The organism is Rhizobium jaguaris (assembly GCF_003627755.1).
Taxonomy (GTDB): Bacteria; Pseudomonadota; Alphaproteobacteria; order Rhizobiales; family Rhizobiaceae; genus Rhizobium; species Rhizobium jaguaris.
The window spans coordinates 1,304,220-1,320,914 of sequence record NZ_CP032694.1; the positions used below are offsets into that span (position 1 = coordinate 1,304,220).

Consider the following 16,695-nt stretch of genomic DNA (forward strand, 5'->3'; position numbering starts at 1 on the left):
AAATTGATGGCCATCGGATCCGAGCGGACGCACTTAGGCGTCCGGCGCGAGCCGTGGGCATGTTTCAAAAATGAATTGAGATCAGGCTTTCGGAGGTCGGGCCGGCGGTTCGATCAAGGTCGATGTCAACTGCGATGCCGGAAACAGATCGTAGCGGTGAGACAGCCAGGACAGCGCGAACGACCAGCCGTGATGATCGGACGCATGAGCGGAGATGGAGGTCGTGCAGACAAGCGCCAGCGCGCAGCCTTTGGCGTAGTCCGACTTGACGGGCTGCGTCTGCAGACAGCAGGACATGTCCTCGGCCATGTTCATGCCGGACATGTCGCTGCTCATTCCGTCCATTGCCACATGACCCGAGGCGGCCATGGCGCTGCTCGCCAGCCCAATGCTTACCGGGCCAATAACGACCGCGAGCATGGCGACGAGCAGGAACAGACGATGGAGGGTCCGCAGGAGGGTCATGCAATTATACTGGCATGTCGTTTCCGGCATTGGAAGCGGGCTCACGAAGATGTGTTGTGACGGATAGTTCGGGCGAGATGAATGCTCTCGGCGACCCGGCCTCAAGCGAACTCATTGAATTTGAATTTCCGCTAGAGAGTGACACGGAGAAACGATGCCGAGCACAACCTCGAGGGATCAGAGTCGCGCCCGATCCAGGCGGACGGGGCGCCTACCTCTTCAGGAGGGGAAAGGGTGCCTAAAATCGTGTAATCACGCTGATTCCGGTGCCTTCCGCCTTGTCCAGCACCATCAGCGCCGGCACCGCTTCTTCGAGGCTGATTTTACGGCCGATCAGCTTTTGCGGGGCGATCTTGCCGGCGGCGAGCATGTCCAGCATGGCGTCGTAACGCCAGGCCTGCATGCCGTGGCTGCCGTAGATCTCCAGCTCATGCCCGATCACCTGCGCCATCGGGATCTGTGGCGCGGCATATTCGCCGAGCATCAAGCCGACTTGCACATGCCTGCCGCGGCGGCGGAGATTTTTGATCGAATTGAAGCAGGTGACGGGATGGCCGAGCGCATCGATCGACACATGCGCACCACCCTTGGTGATCTCGCGCACGGCCTCAGCGACATCGGCGACGCTGGCGGCGTTGATCGTCGCGACCGCGCCACATTCGCGCGCGAAAGCTAGCTTCTCGTCGGAAATGTCGATGCCGATGGCGTTCGCGCCGAGCGCACTGGCGATCATGATGGCGGATAGGCCGACGCCGCCGCAGCCGTGCACTGCGATCCATTCGCCCGGCCGCGTTCTAGCCTGGTCGGCAACCGCGCGAAACGAAGTCGCAAAACGGCAGCCGAGGCTCGCCGCCGTCGCATCATCGATTGTCTCCGGCAAATGCACCAGATTGGTGTCTGCATAGTCGATCGCCACATATTCGGCGAAGGAGCCCCAATGGGTGAAACCGGGCTGGAACTGGTTCGGGCAGACCTGCTGATTGCCGGAATGGCATTCGGCGCAATGGCCGCAGCCGGAAACGAACGGCACAGTGACGCGATCGCCGACCTTGAAGCGAACCACGCCCCGGCCCGTCGCCACTACCTTGCCGGCCAGCTCATGGCCGGGCACATGCGGAAGCTTGATATCGGGGTCATGGCCCATCCAGCCATGCCAATCGCTGCGGCAAAGCCCGGTTGCGCCAATGGCGATCACGACGCCGTCCTCGTTTGGCGTGGGGTCGGGGAGCGTGCGAATATCGGGCGCGGCCTCGAAGGCCTCATAATACATAGCTTTCATGGGAATCTCGCCTATCCTGCCGCGGTTGGCATGACCTATCATTTTTCCTGATTCACCCATTCGTCAAGCTATTGTTTCGGCGCATGAAAATTGCGCCGGGAATGCGGCTTCCGGCGCTTTGTTGCGAATGGATTTTGGACCGTAATTTCCGCTTGACCCCCAAGTTGCGCAGGCATTTTCTTCCCGCTTTTAGGAGGAACTCATCATGGCCGTCGATACATCCCCCCGCACCGCAACCTGGACCTATGTCGATGGAGAATGGCTCTCCGGCAATCCGCCGCTGATCGGCCCGACCTCGCATGCCATGTGGCTCGGTTCGACGGTATTCGATGGTGCGCGCTGGTTCGACGGCATTGCGCCCGATCTCGACCTCCATTGCCAGCGCATCAACCGCTCCGCGGTCGCCATGGGTCTGAAGCCGCTCAAGATGGCCGAGGAGATCGAGGCGCTGGCCTGGGAAGGCGTGAAGAAATTCGACGGCAAGACCCCGATCTACATCAAACCGATGTATTGGGGCGAGCATGGCTCGCCGGGCAGCGTCGTCGCCGTCGATGTGGAATCGACCCGTTTCGCGCTCTGCCTGTTCGAGGCGGCGCTCGGTGGTCATGGCGGCGTGACACTCACGGTCTCGCCCTTCCGGCGCCCTTCGCCGGAAACTGCCATGACCGACGCCAAAACCGGTTCGCTTTATCCGAACAGCGGCCGCATGATCGTGGAGGCGAAGAAGCGCGGCTTCGACAATGCGCTGGTGCGCGACATGAACGGCAATGTCGTCGAGACCGCTTCCTCCAATGTCTTCATGGTGAAGGACGGCGTCGTCTACACGCCGGTCGCCAACCGCACCTTTCTCGCAGGCATCACCCGTGCCCGTGTCATGGGCCTGTTGCGCCGGGCAGGGTTCGATGTGCGCGAGGAGACACTCTCCGTCGAACAATTCATGGCCGCCGACGAGATCTTCACCACCGGCAATTACTCCAAGGTCGTTTCGGTCAACCGCCTCGATAGCCGCGAATTCCAGCGGGGCCCGATCGCTCGCAAGGCGCTCGAGCTCTACATGGATTGGGCTTACGGCCGAAGCGCCAGCGAGGAGTGAGGAGTGGTCGCGCCTCGCCCGAGCAATCGATCCAGTGAATCGATTGCAGCGACGAACGCGCTGAGCCAAAGCGAAGCGTAGTGCGGCAATAAAAAGGGCAGGGCCGGCTAAGCTCTGCCCCGGAAATTCCATGAGGACTTTATGGCCGCACCGGCGTTCCGGAACGACCAGCCGAAGCGATGTAGGAATGCGGCGCGAAGAAGATGCCATCGGCTTCGAAGGCTTCAAGGTCCTCTTCCTGGAGCGCCTGGCGGACTTTCGGTCTTGCACCGACGCGAGCCATGAACCCATGTAACGCTGGCCAGCGGCTAAGGTCGATCTTGATCCAGGGCGACCAGTTCAGACACACGAAGAGATAGGCGTCGGCGATCGTGAAGTCGTTGCCGGTCAGATAAGCGCCGGCAAACCGGCCATTCAGCCAATCCAGTCGTTTGGACACCAGCTCATGGATGCCGGGATGGGCACCTTCATAAGCGGCGTTGAACAGCATCGCCATCGGCTTGTGCAGTTCGGCCGTGATGAAGTTCAGATAGGATTGCACCTGGCTGCGGGCGTAGGTTCCGGCCTTCGGCAGCAGGCGTTCGCCTTCTGGCGTGCATTCCGCAAGAAACTGAACGATCGCCGGCCCCTCGGTCAATATGCGGCCGTCATCCAGCATCAATGCCGGCACATAGCCGTTGCCGTTGATGGCAAGGTAATCGTCGCCTGAACTCGTCCGATGCGTCTTCCGATCGACTTCGACCAGTTCGATATCGAGCCCCAATTCCCGACAAACAATATGCGGTGACAAGGAGCATGCGGCGGCGTGCATATAGAGTTTCATCAGTTTTTCCTCCTTCTCTCGGCGCGGGCACGAAGCATCGCGCGAATATTCGTTGAACATTTGTACCATTCCGCATAAAATTCAGTTGGTCAAGGTTTTTATGCGAAACGGTATAAAATATGAAGAGCGAGAAAAAGCAGGGTCGTCCACGCGCCTTCGATGCCAGGACGGTGATCGGGCAGGCGCGGGAGGTTTTTTGGGACAAGGGATTTTCCGCGGCTTCGCTCGATACGCTGAGCGCTGCGACAAAGCTGAATCGGCCGAGCCTCTACGGCGCATTCGGCGACAAGGAAGAGCTCTACCTGGATGCCTTGGAAGGCTATCGAGAAGACAGCCTCGATGTGCTGTCGGAGGCTCTCGATCCCGCTTTACCGCTTCGTGAAAATCTGGCGCGTGTCTATGCCGAGGCTTTGAAAATATACCTGCATGGCGAGACCGCCGCGCGCGGCTGCTTTCTGATCAGCACCGCTACGGCAGAGGCCATTCAGCATGCCCGCGTGCGGGAGGTTTTAGGCCGCAGCCTGAATGAGTTCGACGATGCAATCAAGGAACGCATGGAGCTTGCGGTGAAGCGGGGCGAACTCCCGACGGATGCTGATCCGGCGACCCTCGCGAGACTTGCTTCCGCGGTCATGCATTCGCTCGCCGTACGGGCTCGTGCAGGCGATACGCGCGAAACGCTGGAAGCGCTCGCGCGCTCCGGCGTCGATCTTATCTGCGGTCGGACATAATTAATTTAGGCGATGCGAAAATAGCATTTGTGGTAAAATGAGGCGGGCCGGCAAAGCTATCGAGGAGGCCGCCATGAAAATTTCGCTTCCCCCTTCTGTCTATCTTTTCGACTACTACAGACTGTTCTTGCAGCTCTGTGTTATCGCCGCGACAGGGTTCGTCATCTATTCGATGTTGTTCGGACTGACGTGGTGACGTGACGTCGGAAGTGATTTGAGCGTCCGGACCTTATGGCCAGCCACTCCCTTAAATGTGGAATTGTTGTCGCAGTAAAAAGCGGTCGCAGAAGTCCGATTTAGTGCCTGATCTTTAAAGCGGAGGCGCAAACGGATCTGCGATTCTCGGAAGCTTTAAAAGGCTCCGTGCACTCCCGATCTCGCTTCGAATTAGGCTATGAAAACGCTCTGGGGACATTGCTGCTTTTGAAAAGCCTTCGGCTTTTGATTGTAACTTATACACCCACGGGGCATGAGCGGGTGCAGATATCACTTTTTCAAACTCTGAACACGAAAGGCTCTCATCTCCCACGAGGCCAGCGCTTATGCCTGCGTGAAAATGGTCCCAGATGCTGATCTTTTCCAGTCGTGTGAGATGAGCAGCGACTGCTTCAATCGAGCAAAACTGCTGCCGAAAATAATTTATTTCAGCAGCGGCTACAACGGCCAGTCTTTCGACCTCTTCGAAAAACAAGTCTTCATTCTCAGCTTTCGCAAAGGGTTCGAGGCGACCGCCCTGGTCGAACGAGAAATAGGCCTTCGGATTCCATAGCCAAGTCACACCTACGTTCAAATAGGTGCCTCGATCCCAATTGCTTGGCTGAAATTCGACAAGTGATATCCACCAGCCATTATCCTTATACCAAGTGCGCGACCTTCCTTTCCGTAAGAGACCTAATTCGCCCAGACGCTTCTTTGCGACAAGCGCAATTATGCGATTGTGATCGATGCCGTTCGGAGTAATGCCCATTTGACCCCTGAAATTCCACGACAGGTTTCATAAAACTTCCTCATTGAGGTGACAGTTCTGTATCTGATATTCGCACCAGCCGCTGCAATATGGAGTCACTACCTGATTCCGCGTTTAAGTATGTGGCTAGGCCCCTATGGGGCCGTCTTTTCCTTCGGTCTGAACCACCAGCAATAGATGGCGCCGATCGCCAGCAGCACGCAGGTTCCGAGGAACACGGCGCGCATGCCGATATGGCCGCCGACGAAGCCGCCCATGACGGGGCCGGCCACCTGACCGACATATTGCGAGGAGATCGAAAGACCGAGGATGCCGCCGGCCGCCGCGTCCGGTACGCTGAGGCGGATGACGGCGGTGATGCAGGGCAGCAGCCCGCCGAGCGCGATGCCCATCAGGAAGCGCAGTCCAATCAGTTGCCAGGCCGAGGTGACGAAGGCTTGCGGGATCAACAACAGCGCGGCGGCCGCGAGCGCCACCGTGATCACCGTCCAATGGCCAATGCGATCGGCAAGCTTGCCGAGCCATGAGGCCGAGAGGATGCTGCCGAGTGCCGCCGCAGCCATCACCACGCCCGAAATCATCGTGACATGCGCGCCGTCGACGAACTGGGCGACATAGACGGTGATGATCGGCTCGATCGACATATTGGCGAGCATCAGCAGCAGACCGATTGTCAACATGGCGATGGCAGGCCGTTTGTCTGATATGGAGGCCCAACTGCCACGCGCTTTCGCAGCCTTCTTTCGCGCCGGCGATTTCTCTTCCTTGATCAGGAAGGTTGTCGCCAGGAATGTGAAGAAGATCACGCCGCCGGCGAGCAGGAAGGTGCCGCGGATGCCGATGACGGGCGGTAATGCGCCGCCGATCAAAGGTCCGACCAGATTGCCGGCCATGATCCCGGAGGACAATACTCCGAGCGCCCAGGCAGAGCGATGTTTCGGCGTCTGGGTCGCCACCAGCACCATCGAACCCGAGGCATAACCGCCGGCAAGCCCGGTAAACAGGCGCAGCGCCACCAATTGCCAAACGCTACCGGCCATTCCCATCAAGGAGATCGCCACCGTCATGCCGAGGCTTGCGCGCACCAGCATCAGCTTGCGGCCGTAGATATCGCCAAGCCGCCCCCAGAGGGGCGCGACGAAAGCGGCGGCAAAGAAGGTGGCGCCATAGGCGATGCCGGACCATTGCACGATCGCCGCCTTGTCGGTGACGCCAAGTTCCTCGACGTAGAGCGGCAGGAAGGGAAGCAGCAGCGTCATCGCCACGATGGTCGTGAAGGAGCCGATGAGGCAGATGATCAGATTCCGCATCCAATAAGCGGTTTCCGGTTCAGCCGGGGCGGCCGCATCCCATCTTGTCTGAACAGTCATCTCTTGGCCTTTGCATTCAACGTATAAAATAATTCCTGGCTGCCCGACGCAAGGATGTGTCCCTTCATCGCGGCAATGAGATCGGCGCGCGTGAAGAGATCGGGAAGATTGAGGCGGTCTACATCGAGCGCATAGACGGTAACGTGATAGCTGTGGACCCGCTCATCGTTCCAGGGCGGGCAGGCACCCATATAGCCCCCATGCGGCCCATTGCTCAAGGAGCCACCGCCTGCGCCATTCTGACCCCGCTTGCCGTGGGCCGTGCGTTCGAGCGGCAATCCGGCCTCCGGAGGACCATCGCCATCGGCGCCCTCCGGAAGTTTGGTCAGCGAAGCCGGGATATCGGCGAGCACCCAATGCACAAATTCCATCCGCTTGAAGGTCTTGGGGATGGTCTTGTCATTCTTGTTGAACAATGAGAAATCGGTCGGCACATCAGGATCGACCATCGTCAACGCGTAGGAGCGCGTGTCCTTCGGTCCCTTTGACCACGACAGGGCGGGGCTCTTGTTCGGCCCAGGTGCCGACTTGCCATTCGCTGTGGCGATACAAGACGCGTTTTCCGGCAACAACATGCGGCCATCGCTCTTTTCGAACGCGACCTTGAGATCAGCGGCGAAGGCCGGTCCGCTGGCTGTAAGTGTTGCGGCGGCGATTGCGCTGAGGAGATGGGTGATGTTTCGCATGGTCTTGCCCTTTCGTGTTTCAGCCTTTTCGAGCTCCTATTGGGCAGGGTCTAACAGATCGTCTTGGCACTTCGGCGTGCACAAACGCTCAAAATTCGTCCGAAAACGCTCAAGTGTTGCGCAGTCGTTCGGCAAAGCGCCGGGGTGAGCGATAGCCGGTGGCAAGTGCTGCCTCGCGCAGCGACAGCCCATCTTCGGTGAGCAGCGTGGTTGCCAGGGCCACGCGTTCGCTTGCCATTACGGCACGCAGCGACGAGCCTTCCTGCGACAGACGTCGTCGCAGCGTTGCGTTGCTGGTGCCGAGTTCGGCAGCGATGAGGTCGGCAGTCCAGGCGCGGTCCGGTTGCCATCGCACCAGCGCGCGCACGGCCTCGGCCGTTGTTTCTGGCGAAGCGGGCAGGGCGCCGCGTATACCGAGCACCATCAACACCTCCATCAGGCGATGCTCGATCAGTGCCGTCGGTAATTCGGCGGACGCGATACCTTCGCCGGCATGGTGGATAGCGGCGGCGAGCACCGGATCGAGCGGCAGGTTGATCTGCGATGCCACGCGCCCTGATGGAAAGGCCCGGAGAGCGCGGCGCACCAACTCGTTGGGGAAGCTTATGAAGATGGCGCGATAGACGCCGCTCTGCGGATCGGGATCGTTCACGACATCGCCGCGCCAGCCGGCGGGCAATACCAGCACCGTGCCGGCCGGAAAGCGCAGATGGCGCCCCATGCTCAGCACATCCTTGAAGCCCTCCACGAGAACGACGATCGAGACCTGGGAAAAGGTCGAGCCGGCGATACGCTCGCGCTGCCGGGTAACGAAAGTGAAAAGCGTGGAATAGTTTTTTTCGCCAACCGGCATTGTGGCCGGGCGGTTGTCCTTTCCCGCCAGGCGGCGCAACTTTTCCAGTATTTGCTGAGCCTCGGGCATGACCACGGCTTTCTGCTGATGTCCACGACAGGGATAGTCTGGACCACTCCACCAGCGATGCCAAGCCGGCAAAGCGCCTTGTCGGTTCCGTCGTCTCATGATATAAAACTGATTGCATTTTGCAATCGGATTGCCGGCGACTAAATCGATATCCAGCGGCCGCCGGATAAAGAGGAGATGCACCCATGAGCACTCTTGATACTGCCCGCTGCGACACCGTGCGGCGGCTATATGCCGCCTATGTCGCGCAACATCCTGACGTCGTCGGCCCGATGCTGACCAGCGATTTTACCTTTTCCAGCCCGCGTGACGATCACATCGACCGCTATCAATATTTTAAACATTGCTGGCCGAAGGAGAAGGTTTTTCGCGCCATTCATATCGAACATCTGGTGCCGGACCGCGATGAGGTGATCGTTGGTTACCGCGCCGAAAAGATGGACGGCGGCAGTTTTCGCAATATGGAAATGATCCGCTTTACCGGCGACAGGATTGCCGAGGTAAACGTCTATTTCGGACGCGATGTCTAGGAAGCAGTGGGCCAGCCCGAAAGCCGGCCCGTTCGCGCGCGTTACGCCCGTGCTCGGGATAGCGCATGACTGCGGTGGATCGTCCAGGCTTGCAGGAGGCTCCCGGCGGCAAACAGGATCACCCAGGCGAGCAAGGCCATCTGTACCGGCGGCGAATCCGGACCGTTACCGATCGGATGCGACGGCGGCAGCCGCGAAAGCGTTTCGTTGATGCCGGGAACCCATAGCAGGAAATAGGTGAAGGACAGGCCAAACGCCTTCAGATAAGCCCGCAGCCGACCGAGAAAGCTTACTCTTCCCACCAGGATTGCTGCTGATGCCACCAGCAGAGCGAAGATGCCGAGCGCGTGTCCCGAATTGAACCCGCCTGTCGATGAAAGTCCGAAGGAGGTCACGACCGACAGCGCCAATCCGCTAAGATAGATCTGTCCCGATCGCTTCTCGGGCTGGATGCCGCCGTGCTTCGCAAAGCTGTAGAGCCCTGCAACGATCGGGATGACGCTGATGACGGTATGGGCTTCGCCGAGCAAGGAAAGAGGAGCAGGCATAATGGGTTTCCTTATTGTGTATCGACTAGTAGGTAGCCTTGGGAGGCGAGCTATGGACGCTTCCTCGCTCCCGATGGCTGAATGATTAACCTACTAGTTGGTAGGTTGTCAATGACTAATGCTGTCGTCAATCCATGTTGAAACCGCAAGTCTGGGCTGTGTCCTGGTTCAGCTTGCGCTTATTGCCGTCATTGCCGCCTGCAATGCTGCCGTCGGACCGCTCATCGGCCGCGCATATTCGTCACCCAACAGTGCCGCCGCACCGGTCATCGATGCCTGCGCGAAGACTACCGTCTTGGCCCCTTCACGATAGGCTGCCTCCGCCGCCTCGGCGATACGCGCCAGATAAACTTCCTGTTCACCGGCCCGGAACAGTACCCATGCGCGGTCGATCAGGCGAATCTCAATCTCGGCGCCTGTGGTCTTGGCCGCCTCTTTGAATAGTTGGGTGGTTGGGGCGACGGTCGTCTCGGTGGTACAGAGAACAGTGACTTTGCCGCCGGCCTTCACGGCGTTTTCCGCGAGCACACCGTCTGCTCTGACAATCGGGACCGCGGATTTACCCGCGAGCAATGCCGCGGGGCCGAGGGTGGAGCAGTTGAGCACAATGGCATCGGCATCCTGCGCAAGACGCTGGAGGACCGCAGCCGTTTCCGCCTCGATGTCCGGCGTCAATCCGCCCGCCCGTTCAGCGGCAAAAAGAAGATCGGCACGGACATGGTGATGAAGAGAGCCGGCCGGAAGGCCCAGCTGCTTTGCGGCATCTTCATAGATGGCGATATTGCTTTCGGCGGTATGCAGGCAGGCGATGAGCATGGGTATTCTTTGAAAATCGAGTGATATGGCTGGGAATCCTAACGGCTCTGCCGGCGTTTCACCATGGCTCGATTTGATCGTTTTTTCACCATTGCGGTCCCGATGTCACCAGTGGCAAAAATTGCAGCGCAAACAAGGGTAAATTTTCCTCGACCTCATGATTTTTTGGCACGCCGCCGGTTGCCCTTCACAGCGTCCCCTCCTATGTTCCCGATCACCTGCCGACGCAATCTATTGCCAAGAGGAGATATGACCATGGCTTTCGAATTGCCTGAACTTCCCTATGATTACGAAGCGCTTTCCCCCTTCATGTCGCGTGAAACTCTCGAGTATCACCACGACAAGCACCACAAGGCCTATGTCGATAATGGCAATAAGCTGGCGGCCGAAGCGGGTCTTGCCGATCTTTCTCTCGAAGAGATCGTGAAGAAGTCTTTCGGCACCAATGCCGGTCTCTTCAACAATGCTGCCCAGCACTACAACCACATCCATTTCTGGAAGTGGATGAAGAAGGGCGGCGGCGGCAACAAGCTGCCGGGCAAGCTGGAAGCAGCCTTCGCCTCCGATCTCGGCGGCTATGACAAGTTCAAGGCCGATTTCGCCGCTGCCGGCGCCACCCAGTTCGGCTCCGGCTGGGCCTGGGTTTCCGTGAAGAACGGCAAGCTCGAAATCTCCAAGACCCCGAACGGCGAAAATCCGCTCGTTCATGGCGCCACGCCGATCCTCGGCGTCGACGTATGGGAACACTCCTACTACATCGACTACCGCAATCTGCGTCCGAAATATCTCGAGGCCTTCATCGACAGCCTGATCAACTGGGACTACGTCCTGGAACGCTACGAAGCCGCCACGAAGTAAGTTTGCCGCCTAGGCTTGCGTTTACACCCGGCGCTGTCCCAGCGTCGGGTGTTTTCATATCCGTCGTTTGATATTGTTCGATTGTCATCCTGCCAGCCCTAGGGAGGCTGTATGCCGTCTCCGTCTACTCCGCTCTTCCGTTTCGGTGTCGTCGCCGATCCGCAATATGCCGCCTTGGGACCCAATCTTGCCCTTGATCGCTACCCGGCGAAGAGCCTCGCCAAGCTTGAAGAGGCGATCGCGGAATTCAATCGGCACGATCTAGCCTTCGTCGTCACTCTTGGCGATATCATCGATGGCGGCTGGGAGAGTTTCGATTTGGTTTTGCCAGTCTACGAGACCTTACGGCATGCGCGACATTTCCTGCTCGGCAATCACGATTTTGCCGTCGCGGCGGAGCATTTGACGAAAGTCGCAAACCGCGTCGGTATGCCGTCGGCCTATTACGATTTCGCCCATGCCGGCTATCGTTTCATTGCGCTTGACGGCAACGAGATCAGCCTCTTCGCGCCACCGGAAGGCGATCCGCGCCGGGACGACGCTAAGGCGCTGATGAAGGCATTGCATGACGCGGGCGCGCTGAACCCGCACCGCTGGAATGCCTCAGTCAGCGACGCGCAATATACCTGGCTCGCCGCCAAGCTGCAGGACGCAAAAGCTGCCGGCGAGAAGGTGATCGTTATGAACCACTATCCGATCTTCCCGGAGAATTCGCATAACGCGTTCGACAGCGACAGTATGCTAGCGTTGCTCGCCGAACATGATCATGTCGTTGCCTATCTCAGCGGCCACAATCACGCTGGCAATTTCGGCGTCGTCGACGGCATCTATTTCATCAATTTCAAAGGCATGGTCGATACCGAAGACAGCAATGCCTATGCGATCGTCTCGGTGTACGAAGACCGGCTGGAAATTGCAGGATTCGGACGTGAGGAAAGCAGGGTACTGGCGCTGCAGGCGCTTAACGAGACCTCCGGCATCTTTTAAGCCGATAGGGAACGATCGGTACCGCTGAAAGTTTAGGGACGGAGGCTGCTGTGAGGCGGAGCTGATGTTTCCGACATTGCAAATTTTGACCATCTTAGTCGTCGCAGTCGCTATGGCGCTGGCACTGGCACATTTACTGGAGCTGCCAGGCAAGATGCGACTATCGAAAGAAGACTATCTGACGGTTCAGCGGATCTATTATCCCGGATTTACGATCGGTGGTGTTACCGAGCCGATAGGCGTTCTTTTGCTTCTGCTTCTCCTAGTTCTGACGCCAGCCAATACCGTCGCCTTCTGGCTGTTTGCTGCTGCCTTCGCTGCCATGGTCGTTATGCACGCGGTCTTTTGGTTGCTGATACAACCGGTCAATAATTTCTGGCTTAAAGATGTCGAGCTAAAAGGGTTGGGCGCGGGTTTCTTCTCTCAGGATCCATTTGGTGGCGGCCAGACCGCCGGCAAACCGGACTGGACCATGCTGCGTGACCGCTGGGAATGGTCGCATGCCGCACGTGCTGCCCTGGGATTGCTGGCTTTTATTTTGTTGGTGACCGCGGTCGCTTTGTAGCGTCTGTTCTTATTCCGCCGCGATCCGCATCTCCGCCACATCTCGCTTCGGCGGTGCGCCGAACATGCGGGTGTATTCGCGGCTGAACTGCGAAGCGCTTTCGTAACCGACCTGATAGGCTGCATTCTCCACATTGGCGCTGCCGGCGACCATGAGGCGGCGGGCCTCCAGCAGCCGCATCTGCTTCTGATATTGCAGCGGCGTCATCGAGGTCAGCGTTTTGAAATGCTGATGGAACGAAGAGGGGCTCATGCGCGCGGCGGCGGCAAGCTGTTCGATGCGCATCGGCTGGGTGAAATTGTCGCGCAGCAGGTGGATGGCATCGGCAATACGGCGTGTCTGGCTGTCCGGAAGCACAAGCTTGCAGACTTCGCCGCCATTCGGGCCGGTGAGCATCCAGAAACAGATTTCCCGCATGATCGCCGGATAGAGCACCGGAATAGCCCTCGGAGTCGCCAATAGGCTGGTCAATCGCACCAGGCATTCGGCAAGAGGCTGGCTGAGGTCCTCGACAAAGATCCCGAGGTCAGTCCCGCCAGTCGGCTTTGGTGGCACATCGAGTTGCTCCATCACCTCGCGCATCACGCCGACGTCGAATTCGAGGGAGATGGCGATGTAGGGCTTCTCCACGCTTGCCTCGATCACCCGGCCGGACGCGGGCAGCTCGATGCTGATGATGAGGGCTTGCATCTCGCCATAGTCGATCAGCCTGTCGTTCAGCATCAATTGCTTCGCACCCTGGACGACGACGCAAAGCGCCGGCTTGTAGACCATTGCATGCGGCATCTTCAATTCCGTCGAACGCATGATGTAAAGGCCGTCGATGCCGGTCGAAAATACCCCTCTGTCGTCGCTATCGTTGGCCTCGATGAATTGCGTGAGCGCATTTTTAAGAGCGGACGACATCTGCGTTCTCCGGAGCAAGCTGCTGCTTTACGGCTATCATAGCCGCGTCATCGTGCCCGGCAAGGCGGTTGGAGGAATAGGCAAGAAATTCGAGAGTTCCGGCATTCAAGGAGATGGCCCGGCGGGGTAGATTCCTGTCATCAAACATTCCTTGGAGAGCGGTAATGACGAATGAAAATCTAGATAAATCAAAGACAAAGATTGCAATCATTACGGGCGGCAGCCGCGGTCTCGGCCGAAATACGGCCATTCATCTCGCCCGCCGCGGCGTTGATACCATCTTGACCTATAACTCAAATAAGGCAGAGGCCGATAGCGCCGTCAGCGAAATCGAGGCGCTTGGCGGCAGGGCAGTAGCACTGCAACTCGATGCCGGCGACGTTGCTTCCTTTGACGGTTTCGCTGCCGAAGTCAGCCAAGCTCTGCGACGGGAATGGGATCGCGATCGCTTCGACTTTCTGGTCAACAATGCTGGCACGTCCCATCACGCGTCCTTCACGGAAACGACGGAAGCAGAGTTCGACAAGCTCTACAACGTCCATCTCAAGGGCGTATACTTCCTGACGCAGAAGCTGTTGCCTTTCATTCAGGACGGCGGCCGCATCGTCAACATTTCCTCCGGCCTTGCCCGCTTCAGCAATCCAGGCTCGTCGGCCTATGCTGTTATGAAGGGTGCGGTTGAAGTTCTGACGCGATACCTCGCCAAGGAGCTCGGCTCTCGCGGCATCGCCGTCAACACGGTGGCGCCGGGCGCGATCCAGACGGATTTCAGCGGTGGCATCGTTCGCGACAATCCAGAGGTTAACAAGATGGTCGCGTCCATGACGGCGCTTGGACGCGCTGGCCTTCCCGACGATATCGGTCCGATGATTGCTTCGCTGTTGTCGAACGACAACCGTTGGGTCAATGGCCAGCGCATCGAAGTCTCAGGCGGCATGGCCCTTTAAGGCCTGATGTTTCCCGGATATACCACAGCACCTCAGCCGGTCGCGGCCGGGGTGTTTATTTGCCAGCCATTCACCCAGATCTGCCTCAGTCCATCTCCTTCGCCCTTGAACCATAGTCCCGTCGCCTCGCAGCCTTCGATGCGGTCGCTGCGGAAATTGCGGATCGCCTGGCGCAGCTCGCACCAGGCGACGATATTCGCGGTTTCGGCATAATAGATGAGGGCGATCGGGCGGATGATACGCTCGGTGGCGCGGCCCAACTCGTCGCGGTAGGCAAGATCGAGTTTCTCCTCGTCGCGGATGGCGCGGCGCACCAGAGCGAGGTCGATGGCGGCGGCCGAAGGCGCGGCAAACCCCCAGGCATGCAAGGCATTGGCATCGAGCGTCTGACGGAGCGGCGGCGGCACTGCGCCTGCGATCTTGGCGCTGACGCGCTTGGCGGCGAGTTTCAGCTCATTGTCCCCGGTGCGCTCCAAGAGCGCCAGCGACAGCACGATCGCTTCCATCTCCTCGATCGAAAACATCAGGGGCGGCAAGTCGAAGCCGGGGCGTAGGATATAGCCGATGCCGCGCCCGCCTTCGATCGGCACGCGCATCGCCTGCAACGCAACGATGTCTCGATAGACGGAACGCACCGTCACCTCCAGCCGTTCGGCGATGACAGCCGCCGTCACCGGCTTTTTCGCCAGGCGCAGGATCTGGATGATCTCGAACAGGCGCGACGCCTTGCGCATTTCACCCTCGCGGTTTAAAGGCTCCTGACAATACCCTGTCAGTTGGGTTGATCTATAAAGCTGCCTATCGACTTGAAAAGCAACACATTCCTCTGCGGGTTGCTCGCACGGAACGATAGGCAACTGACATGAATTACAGCGAAAACCTCTGGCTCTTCTTTCTCCTCCTCTTCGGCATCATCATCGTGCCGGGCATGGACATGCTGTTTGTGCTCGCCAATTCCTTGACCGGCGGCAGCAATCGCGGTCTTGCGGCCACCGGCGGTATCATGCTCGGCGGCGCCGTGCATTCGCTGAATGGTGCGCTCGGCATCGGTCTGCTGATGCATTTCGTACCGATCCTTTTCAATCCGCTGCTCGTTGCGGGCGCCGCCTACATGGCCTTCATCGGTATCACGCTGATGCGGAGCTCCATCACCGTCGGCCACGACGGACCTGCCGGCAGTCGTTCGGCCTGGCGGGCTTTTCGTCAAGGCGCGGTTACCTGCCTGATGAATCCCAAGGCCTATCTCTTCATGCTCGCAGTCTATCCGCAGTTTCTGAAGCCGGACTACGGCCCGATCTGGATACAGGCTGTTATCATGGGGCTCATGACTATTGCGACGCAGTTTGCCGTCTATGGCGGGCTTGCGGTCACCGCCGGCCGCAGCCGCGATCTGCTGATCGCCAATCCCGGCGCGACCGTCCTTGCCGGCCGCACCGCCGGGCTGCTGCTTTTTGCGGTCTCAGTATTCACCATCTGGGAGGGGTGGAGGACGGCGTGATTTCCGGCGCGGAATCTGGTACATGTCTTAAATATGACGCTGATTTCGCTCAGCTCTCACCACTTTGTGACTTCATCGGCGGCGCGGAAAGCGGCAAATATGTGCGCCGTAACAGTGCGCCGGCCGCATTCGCGGTCCAGATCACGTATGGAGAGACATATGAAGTGGAAAGCAATTGTGGCTGCGACGGTCTTGGCCGGCGTTGCTTTTGGTTCCGTCGTTGCGTCCGATGGCACGCATGATTCCCGCATTGCGTTGATGAAGAAGGTCGGCGGCGCTGCCGGCGCTCTCGGCGCCATCGCCAAGGGCGACAAGCCTTACGACGCCGCTGCCGTCAAGGCCGCGCTGATGACGATCGCCGAGAACGCCAAGGCTTTCCCGGACCACTTCGGCCCGAACAGCGACAAGAGCGATGATGAAGTCAATCCGAAGCTCTGGGACAATTTCGATGACTTCAAGGCGAAGGCCAACAAGCTTTCCAGCGACGCCGAGGTCGCACTCGCCCAGCTCCCGGCCGACCAGGCTGGCGTTGGCGCTACGCTGAAGACCCTCGGTGGCAATTGCGGCGCCTGTCATCAGGCCTACCGCATCACCAAGAACTAAGCGGCAGGCCGGCTTCGACGGAATACCAATTTAAGCATCCGCATCGGCTTTGCTGCCGGTGCGGATTTTAGTATCTCTCGACGAGCATAGGGAGTGCGAGG

The 16,695-nt window shown here is 58.9% G+C and carries 21 protein-coding genes; 10 read left to right on the top strand and 11 right to left on the bottom strand.

Features of this window, described 5'->3' with window-relative positions:
* Positions 1-81: 81 nt before the first annotated feature.
* Together CCGE525_RS06335 and CCGE525_RS06340 are read right to left on the bottom strand one after the other, a co-directional pair.
* The gene (locus CCGE525_RS06335) at positions 82-465 is read right to left on the bottom strand and encodes a hypothetical protein (protein WP_120703547.1); all 384 of its coding nucleotides are present in this window, start codon (positions 463-465) and stop codon (positions 82-84) included.
* 238 nt (positions 466-703) lie between these two features.
* Positions 704-1,744, bottom strand: coding sequence for a zinc-dependent alcohol dehydrogenase family protein (locus CCGE525_RS06340; protein ID WP_120706288.1), 1,041 nt, complete (start codon positions 1,742-1,744; stop codon positions 704-706).
* 205 nt (positions 1,745-1,949) lie between these two features.
* Between CCGE525_RS06340 and CCGE525_RS06345 the strand changes: the two genes are divergently transcribed.
* Entirely contained in the window at positions 1,950-2,837 is an 888-nt protein-coding gene (locus CCGE525_RS06345) for a branched-chain amino acid aminotransferase (protein WP_120703548.1), read from the top strand.
* A 139-nt stretch (positions 2,838-2,976) separates the two neighbouring features.
* Here CCGE525_RS06345 and CCGE525_RS06350 read toward each other — a convergent pair whose 3' ends face one another.
* Positions 2,977-3,660, bottom strand: a complete 684-nt coding sequence (locus tag CCGE525_RS06350; RefSeq protein ID WP_120706289.1) for a glutathione S-transferase N-terminal domain-containing protein — start codon at positions 3,658-3,660, stop codon at positions 2,977-2,979.
* A gap of 119 nt (positions 3,661-3,779) precedes the next feature.
* On the opposite strand from CCGE525_RS06350, the gene CCGE525_RS06355 reads away from it, so the two are divergent.
* Together CCGE525_RS06355 and CCGE525_RS39530 are read left to right on the top strand one after the other, a co-directional pair.
* Positions 3,780-4,391 carry a TetR/AcrR family transcriptional regulator gene (locus tag CCGE525_RS06355; protein ID WP_120703549.1) on the top strand — a complete coding sequence of 204 codons (612 nt, stop codon included), beginning with the start codon at positions 3,780-3,782 and terminating at the stop codon, positions 4,389-4,391.
* Between the two features lie 73 nt (positions 4,392-4,464).
* On the top strand, positions 4,465-4,587 hold the full coding sequence (locus CCGE525_RS39530; RefSeq protein ID WP_281024645.1) for a hypothetical protein: 123 nt from the start codon (positions 4,465-4,467) through the stop codon (positions 4,585-4,587).
* A 114-nt stretch (positions 4,588-4,701) separates the two neighbouring features.
* Here CCGE525_RS39530 and CCGE525_RS06360 read toward each other — a convergent pair whose 3' ends face one another.
* The 4 genes from CCGE525_RS06360 to CCGE525_RS06375 all read right to left on the bottom strand — a co-directional run bounded on the left by CCGE525_RS06360 (position 4,702) and on the right by CCGE525_RS06375 (position 8,336).
* Positions 4,702-5,358 (bottom strand): hypothetical protein, encoded by a 657-nt coding sequence (locus tag CCGE525_RS06360; protein WP_120703550.1) that lies wholly within the window; start codon positions 5,356-5,358, stop codon positions 4,702-4,704.
* 134 nt (positions 5,359-5,492) lie between these two features.
* Positions 5,493-6,728, bottom strand: coding sequence for an MFS transporter (locus CCGE525_RS06365; protein WP_120703551.1), 1,236 nt, complete (start codon positions 6,726-6,728; stop codon positions 5,493-5,495).
* Entirely contained in the window at positions 6,725-7,414 is a 690-nt protein-coding gene (locus CCGE525_RS06370) for a YbhB/YbcL family Raf kinase inhibitor-like protein (protein ID WP_120703552.1), read from the bottom strand. The genes CCGE525_RS06365 and CCGE525_RS06370 overlap by 4 nt, the downstream gene beginning before the upstream one ends.
* Before the next feature lie 109 nt (positions 7,415-7,523).
* On the bottom strand, positions 7,524-8,336 hold the full coding sequence (locus CCGE525_RS06375; RefSeq protein ID WP_120706290.1) for a helix-turn-helix domain-containing protein: 813 nt from the start codon (positions 8,334-8,336) through the stop codon (positions 7,524-7,526).
* Between the two features lie 185 nt (positions 8,337-8,521).
* Here CCGE525_RS06375 and CCGE525_RS06380 point away from each other — a divergent pair, with 185 nt between their 5' ends.
* Positions 8,522-8,866, top strand: a complete 345-nt coding sequence (locus CCGE525_RS06380; protein ID WP_120703553.1) for a nuclear transport factor 2 family protein — start codon at positions 8,522-8,524, stop codon at positions 8,864-8,866.
* A gap of 41 nt (positions 8,867-8,907) precedes the next feature.
* Here CCGE525_RS06380 and CCGE525_RS06385 read toward each other — a convergent pair whose 3' ends face one another.
* Both CCGE525_RS06385 and CCGE525_RS06390 read right to left on the bottom strand, forming a co-directional pair.
* Complete coding sequence (locus tag CCGE525_RS06385) at positions 8,908-9,414, bottom strand: hypothetical protein (RefSeq protein WP_120703554.1); 507 nt, start codon at positions 9,412-9,414, stop codon at positions 8,908-8,910.
* Positions 9,415-9,582: 168 nt separating this feature from the next.
* Positions 9,583-10,230: an aspartate/glutamate racemase family protein gene (locus CCGE525_RS06390; protein WP_120703555.1), complete on the bottom strand. Its 648-nt coding sequence runs from the start codon at positions 10,228-10,230 to the stop codon at positions 9,583-9,585.
* Positions 10,231-10,485: 255 nt separating this feature from the next.
* Here CCGE525_RS06390 and CCGE525_RS06395 point away from each other — a divergent pair, with 255 nt between their 5' ends.
* From CCGE525_RS06395 to CCGE525_RS06405, 3 genes are all read left to right on the top strand, one after another.
* Positions 10,486-11,088, top strand: a complete 603-nt coding sequence (locus CCGE525_RS06395) for a superoxide dismutase (protein ID WP_120703556.1) — start codon at positions 10,486-10,488, stop codon at positions 11,086-11,088.
* 111 nt (positions 11,089-11,199) lie between these two features.
* Positions 11,200-12,075, top strand: coding sequence for a metallophosphoesterase (locus CCGE525_RS06400; protein WP_120703557.1), 876 nt, complete (start codon positions 11,200-11,202; stop codon positions 12,073-12,075).
* Positions 12,076-12,139: 64 nt separating this feature from the next.
* Entirely contained in the window at positions 12,140-12,640 is a 501-nt protein-coding gene (locus CCGE525_RS06405) for an anthrone oxygenase family protein (RefSeq protein WP_120703558.1), read from the top strand.
* Positions 12,641-12,649: 9 nt separating this feature from the next.
* On the opposite strand, the gene CCGE525_RS06410 is transcribed toward CCGE525_RS06405, so the two are convergent.
* On the bottom strand, positions 12,650-13,546 hold the full coding sequence (locus tag CCGE525_RS06410) for an AraC family transcriptional regulator (RefSeq protein WP_120703559.1): 897 nt from the start codon (positions 13,544-13,546) through the stop codon (positions 12,650-12,652).
* Positions 13,547-13,710: 164 nt separating this feature from the next.
* Here CCGE525_RS06410 and CCGE525_RS06415 point away from each other — a divergent pair, with 164 nt between their 5' ends.
* Positions 13,711-14,493: an SDR family NAD(P)-dependent oxidoreductase gene (locus CCGE525_RS06415; protein ID WP_120703560.1), complete on the top strand. Its 783-nt coding sequence runs from the start codon at positions 13,711-13,713 to the stop codon at positions 14,491-14,493.
* A 32-nt stretch (positions 14,494-14,525) separates the two neighbouring features.
* Here the strand turns inward: CCGE525_RS06415 and CCGE525_RS06420 are convergent, their stop codons facing one another.
* Positions 14,526-15,227, bottom strand: a complete 702-nt coding sequence (locus CCGE525_RS06420; RefSeq protein WP_120703561.1) for a helix-turn-helix transcriptional regulator — start codon at positions 15,225-15,227, stop codon at positions 14,526-14,528.
* A gap of 128 nt (positions 15,228-15,355) precedes the next feature.
* Between CCGE525_RS06420 and CCGE525_RS06425 the strand changes: the two genes are divergently transcribed.
* Together CCGE525_RS06425 and CCGE525_RS06430 are read left to right on the top strand one after the other, a co-directional pair.
* Positions 15,356-15,991 carry a LysE family translocator gene (locus tag CCGE525_RS06425; RefSeq protein WP_120703562.1) on the top strand — a complete coding sequence of 212 codons (636 nt, stop codon included), beginning with the start codon at positions 15,356-15,358 and terminating at the stop codon, positions 15,989-15,991.
* 159 nt (positions 15,992-16,150) lie between these two features.
* Positions 16,151-16,594 carry a c-type cytochrome gene (locus tag CCGE525_RS06430; RefSeq protein WP_120703563.1) on the top strand — a complete coding sequence of 148 codons (444 nt, stop codon included), beginning with the start codon at positions 16,151-16,153 and terminating at the stop codon, positions 16,592-16,594.
* Positions 16,595-16,695 lie beyond the last annotated feature (101 nt).

What these genes read in the sequence shown, in the direction of transcription:
- CCGE525_RS39530 (WP_281024645.1), top strand. Translation starts at nt 4,465, where the DNA reads ATGAAAATTTCGCTTCCCCCTTCTGTCTATCTTTTCGACTACTACAGA.
- CCGE525_RS06430 (WP_120703563.1), top strand. Translation starts at nt 16,151, where the DNA reads ATGAAGTGGAAAGCAATTGTGGCTGCGACGGTCTTGGCCGGCGTTGCT.
- CCGE525_RS06420 (WP_120703561.1), bottom strand. Translation starts at nt 15,227, where the DNA reads ATGCGCAAGGCGTCGCGCCTGTTCGAGATCATCCAGATCCTGCGCCTG.
- CCGE525_RS06405 (WP_120703558.1), top strand. Translation starts at nt 12,140, where the DNA reads ATGTTTCCGACATTGCAAATTTTGACCATCTTAGTCGTCGCAGTCGCT.
- CCGE525_RS06335 (WP_120703547.1), bottom strand. Translation starts at nt 465, where the DNA reads ATGACCCTCCTGCGGACCCTCCATCGTCTGTTCCTGCTCGTCGCCATG.
- CCGE525_RS06345 (WP_120703548.1), top strand. Translation starts at nt 1,950, where the DNA reads ATGGCCGTCGATACATCCCCCCGCACCGCAACCTGGACCTATGTCGAT.
- CCGE525_RS06340 (WP_120706288.1), bottom strand. Translation starts at nt 1,744, where the DNA reads ATGAAAGCTATGTATTATGAGGCCTTCGAGGCCGCGCCCGATATTCGC.
- CCGE525_RS06360 (WP_120703550.1), bottom strand. Translation starts at nt 5,358, where the DNA reads ATGGGCATTACTCCGAACGGCATCGATCACAATCGCATAATTGCGCTT.
- CCGE525_RS06410 (WP_120703559.1), bottom strand. Translation starts at nt 13,546, where the DNA reads ATGTCGTCCGCTCTTAAAAATGCGCTCACGCAATTCATCGAGGCCAAC.
- CCGE525_RS06390 (WP_120703555.1), bottom strand. Translation starts at nt 10,230, where the DNA reads ATGCTCATCGCCTGCCTGCATACCGCCGAAAGCAATATCGCCATCTAT.
- CCGE525_RS06415 (WP_120703560.1), top strand. Translation starts at nt 13,711, where the DNA reads ATGACGAATGAAAATCTAGATAAATCAAAGACAAAGATTGCAATCATT.
- CCGE525_RS06370 (WP_120703552.1), bottom strand. Translation starts at nt 7,414, where the DNA reads ATGCGAAACATCACCCATCTCCTCAGCGCAATCGCCGCCGCAACACTT.
- CCGE525_RS06380 (WP_120703553.1), top strand. Translation starts at nt 8,522, where the DNA reads ATGAGCACTCTTGATACTGCCCGCTGCGACACCGTGCGGCGGCTATAT.
- CCGE525_RS06375 (WP_120706290.1), bottom strand. Translation starts at nt 8,336, where the DNA reads ATGCCCGAGGCTCAGCAAATACTGGAAAAGTTGCGCCGCCTGGCGGGA.
- CCGE525_RS06400 (WP_120703557.1), top strand. Translation starts at nt 11,200, where the DNA reads ATGCCGTCTCCGTCTACTCCGCTCTTCCGTTTCGGTGTCGTCGCCGAT.
- CCGE525_RS06425 (WP_120703562.1), top strand. Translation starts at nt 15,356, where the DNA reads ATGAATTACAGCGAAAACCTCTGGCTCTTCTTTCTCCTCCTCTTCGGC.
- CCGE525_RS06355 (WP_120703549.1), top strand. Translation starts at nt 3,780, where the DNA reads ATGAAGAGCGAGAAAAAGCAGGGTCGTCCACGCGCCTTCGATGCCAGG.
- CCGE525_RS06385 (WP_120703554.1), bottom strand. Translation starts at nt 9,414, where the DNA reads ATGCCTGCTCCTCTTTCCTTGCTCGGCGAAGCCCATACCGTCATCAGC.
- CCGE525_RS06365 (WP_120703551.1), bottom strand. Translation starts at nt 6,728, where the DNA reads ATGACTGTTCAGACAAGATGGGATGCGGCCGCCCCGGCTGAACCGGAA.
- CCGE525_RS06395 (WP_120703556.1), top strand. Translation starts at nt 10,486, where the DNA reads ATGGCTTTCGAATTGCCTGAACTTCCCTATGATTACGAAGCGCTTTCC.
- CCGE525_RS06350 (WP_120706289.1), bottom strand. Translation starts at nt 3,660, where the DNA reads ATGAAACTCTATATGCACGCCGCCGCATGCTCCTTGTCACCGCATATT.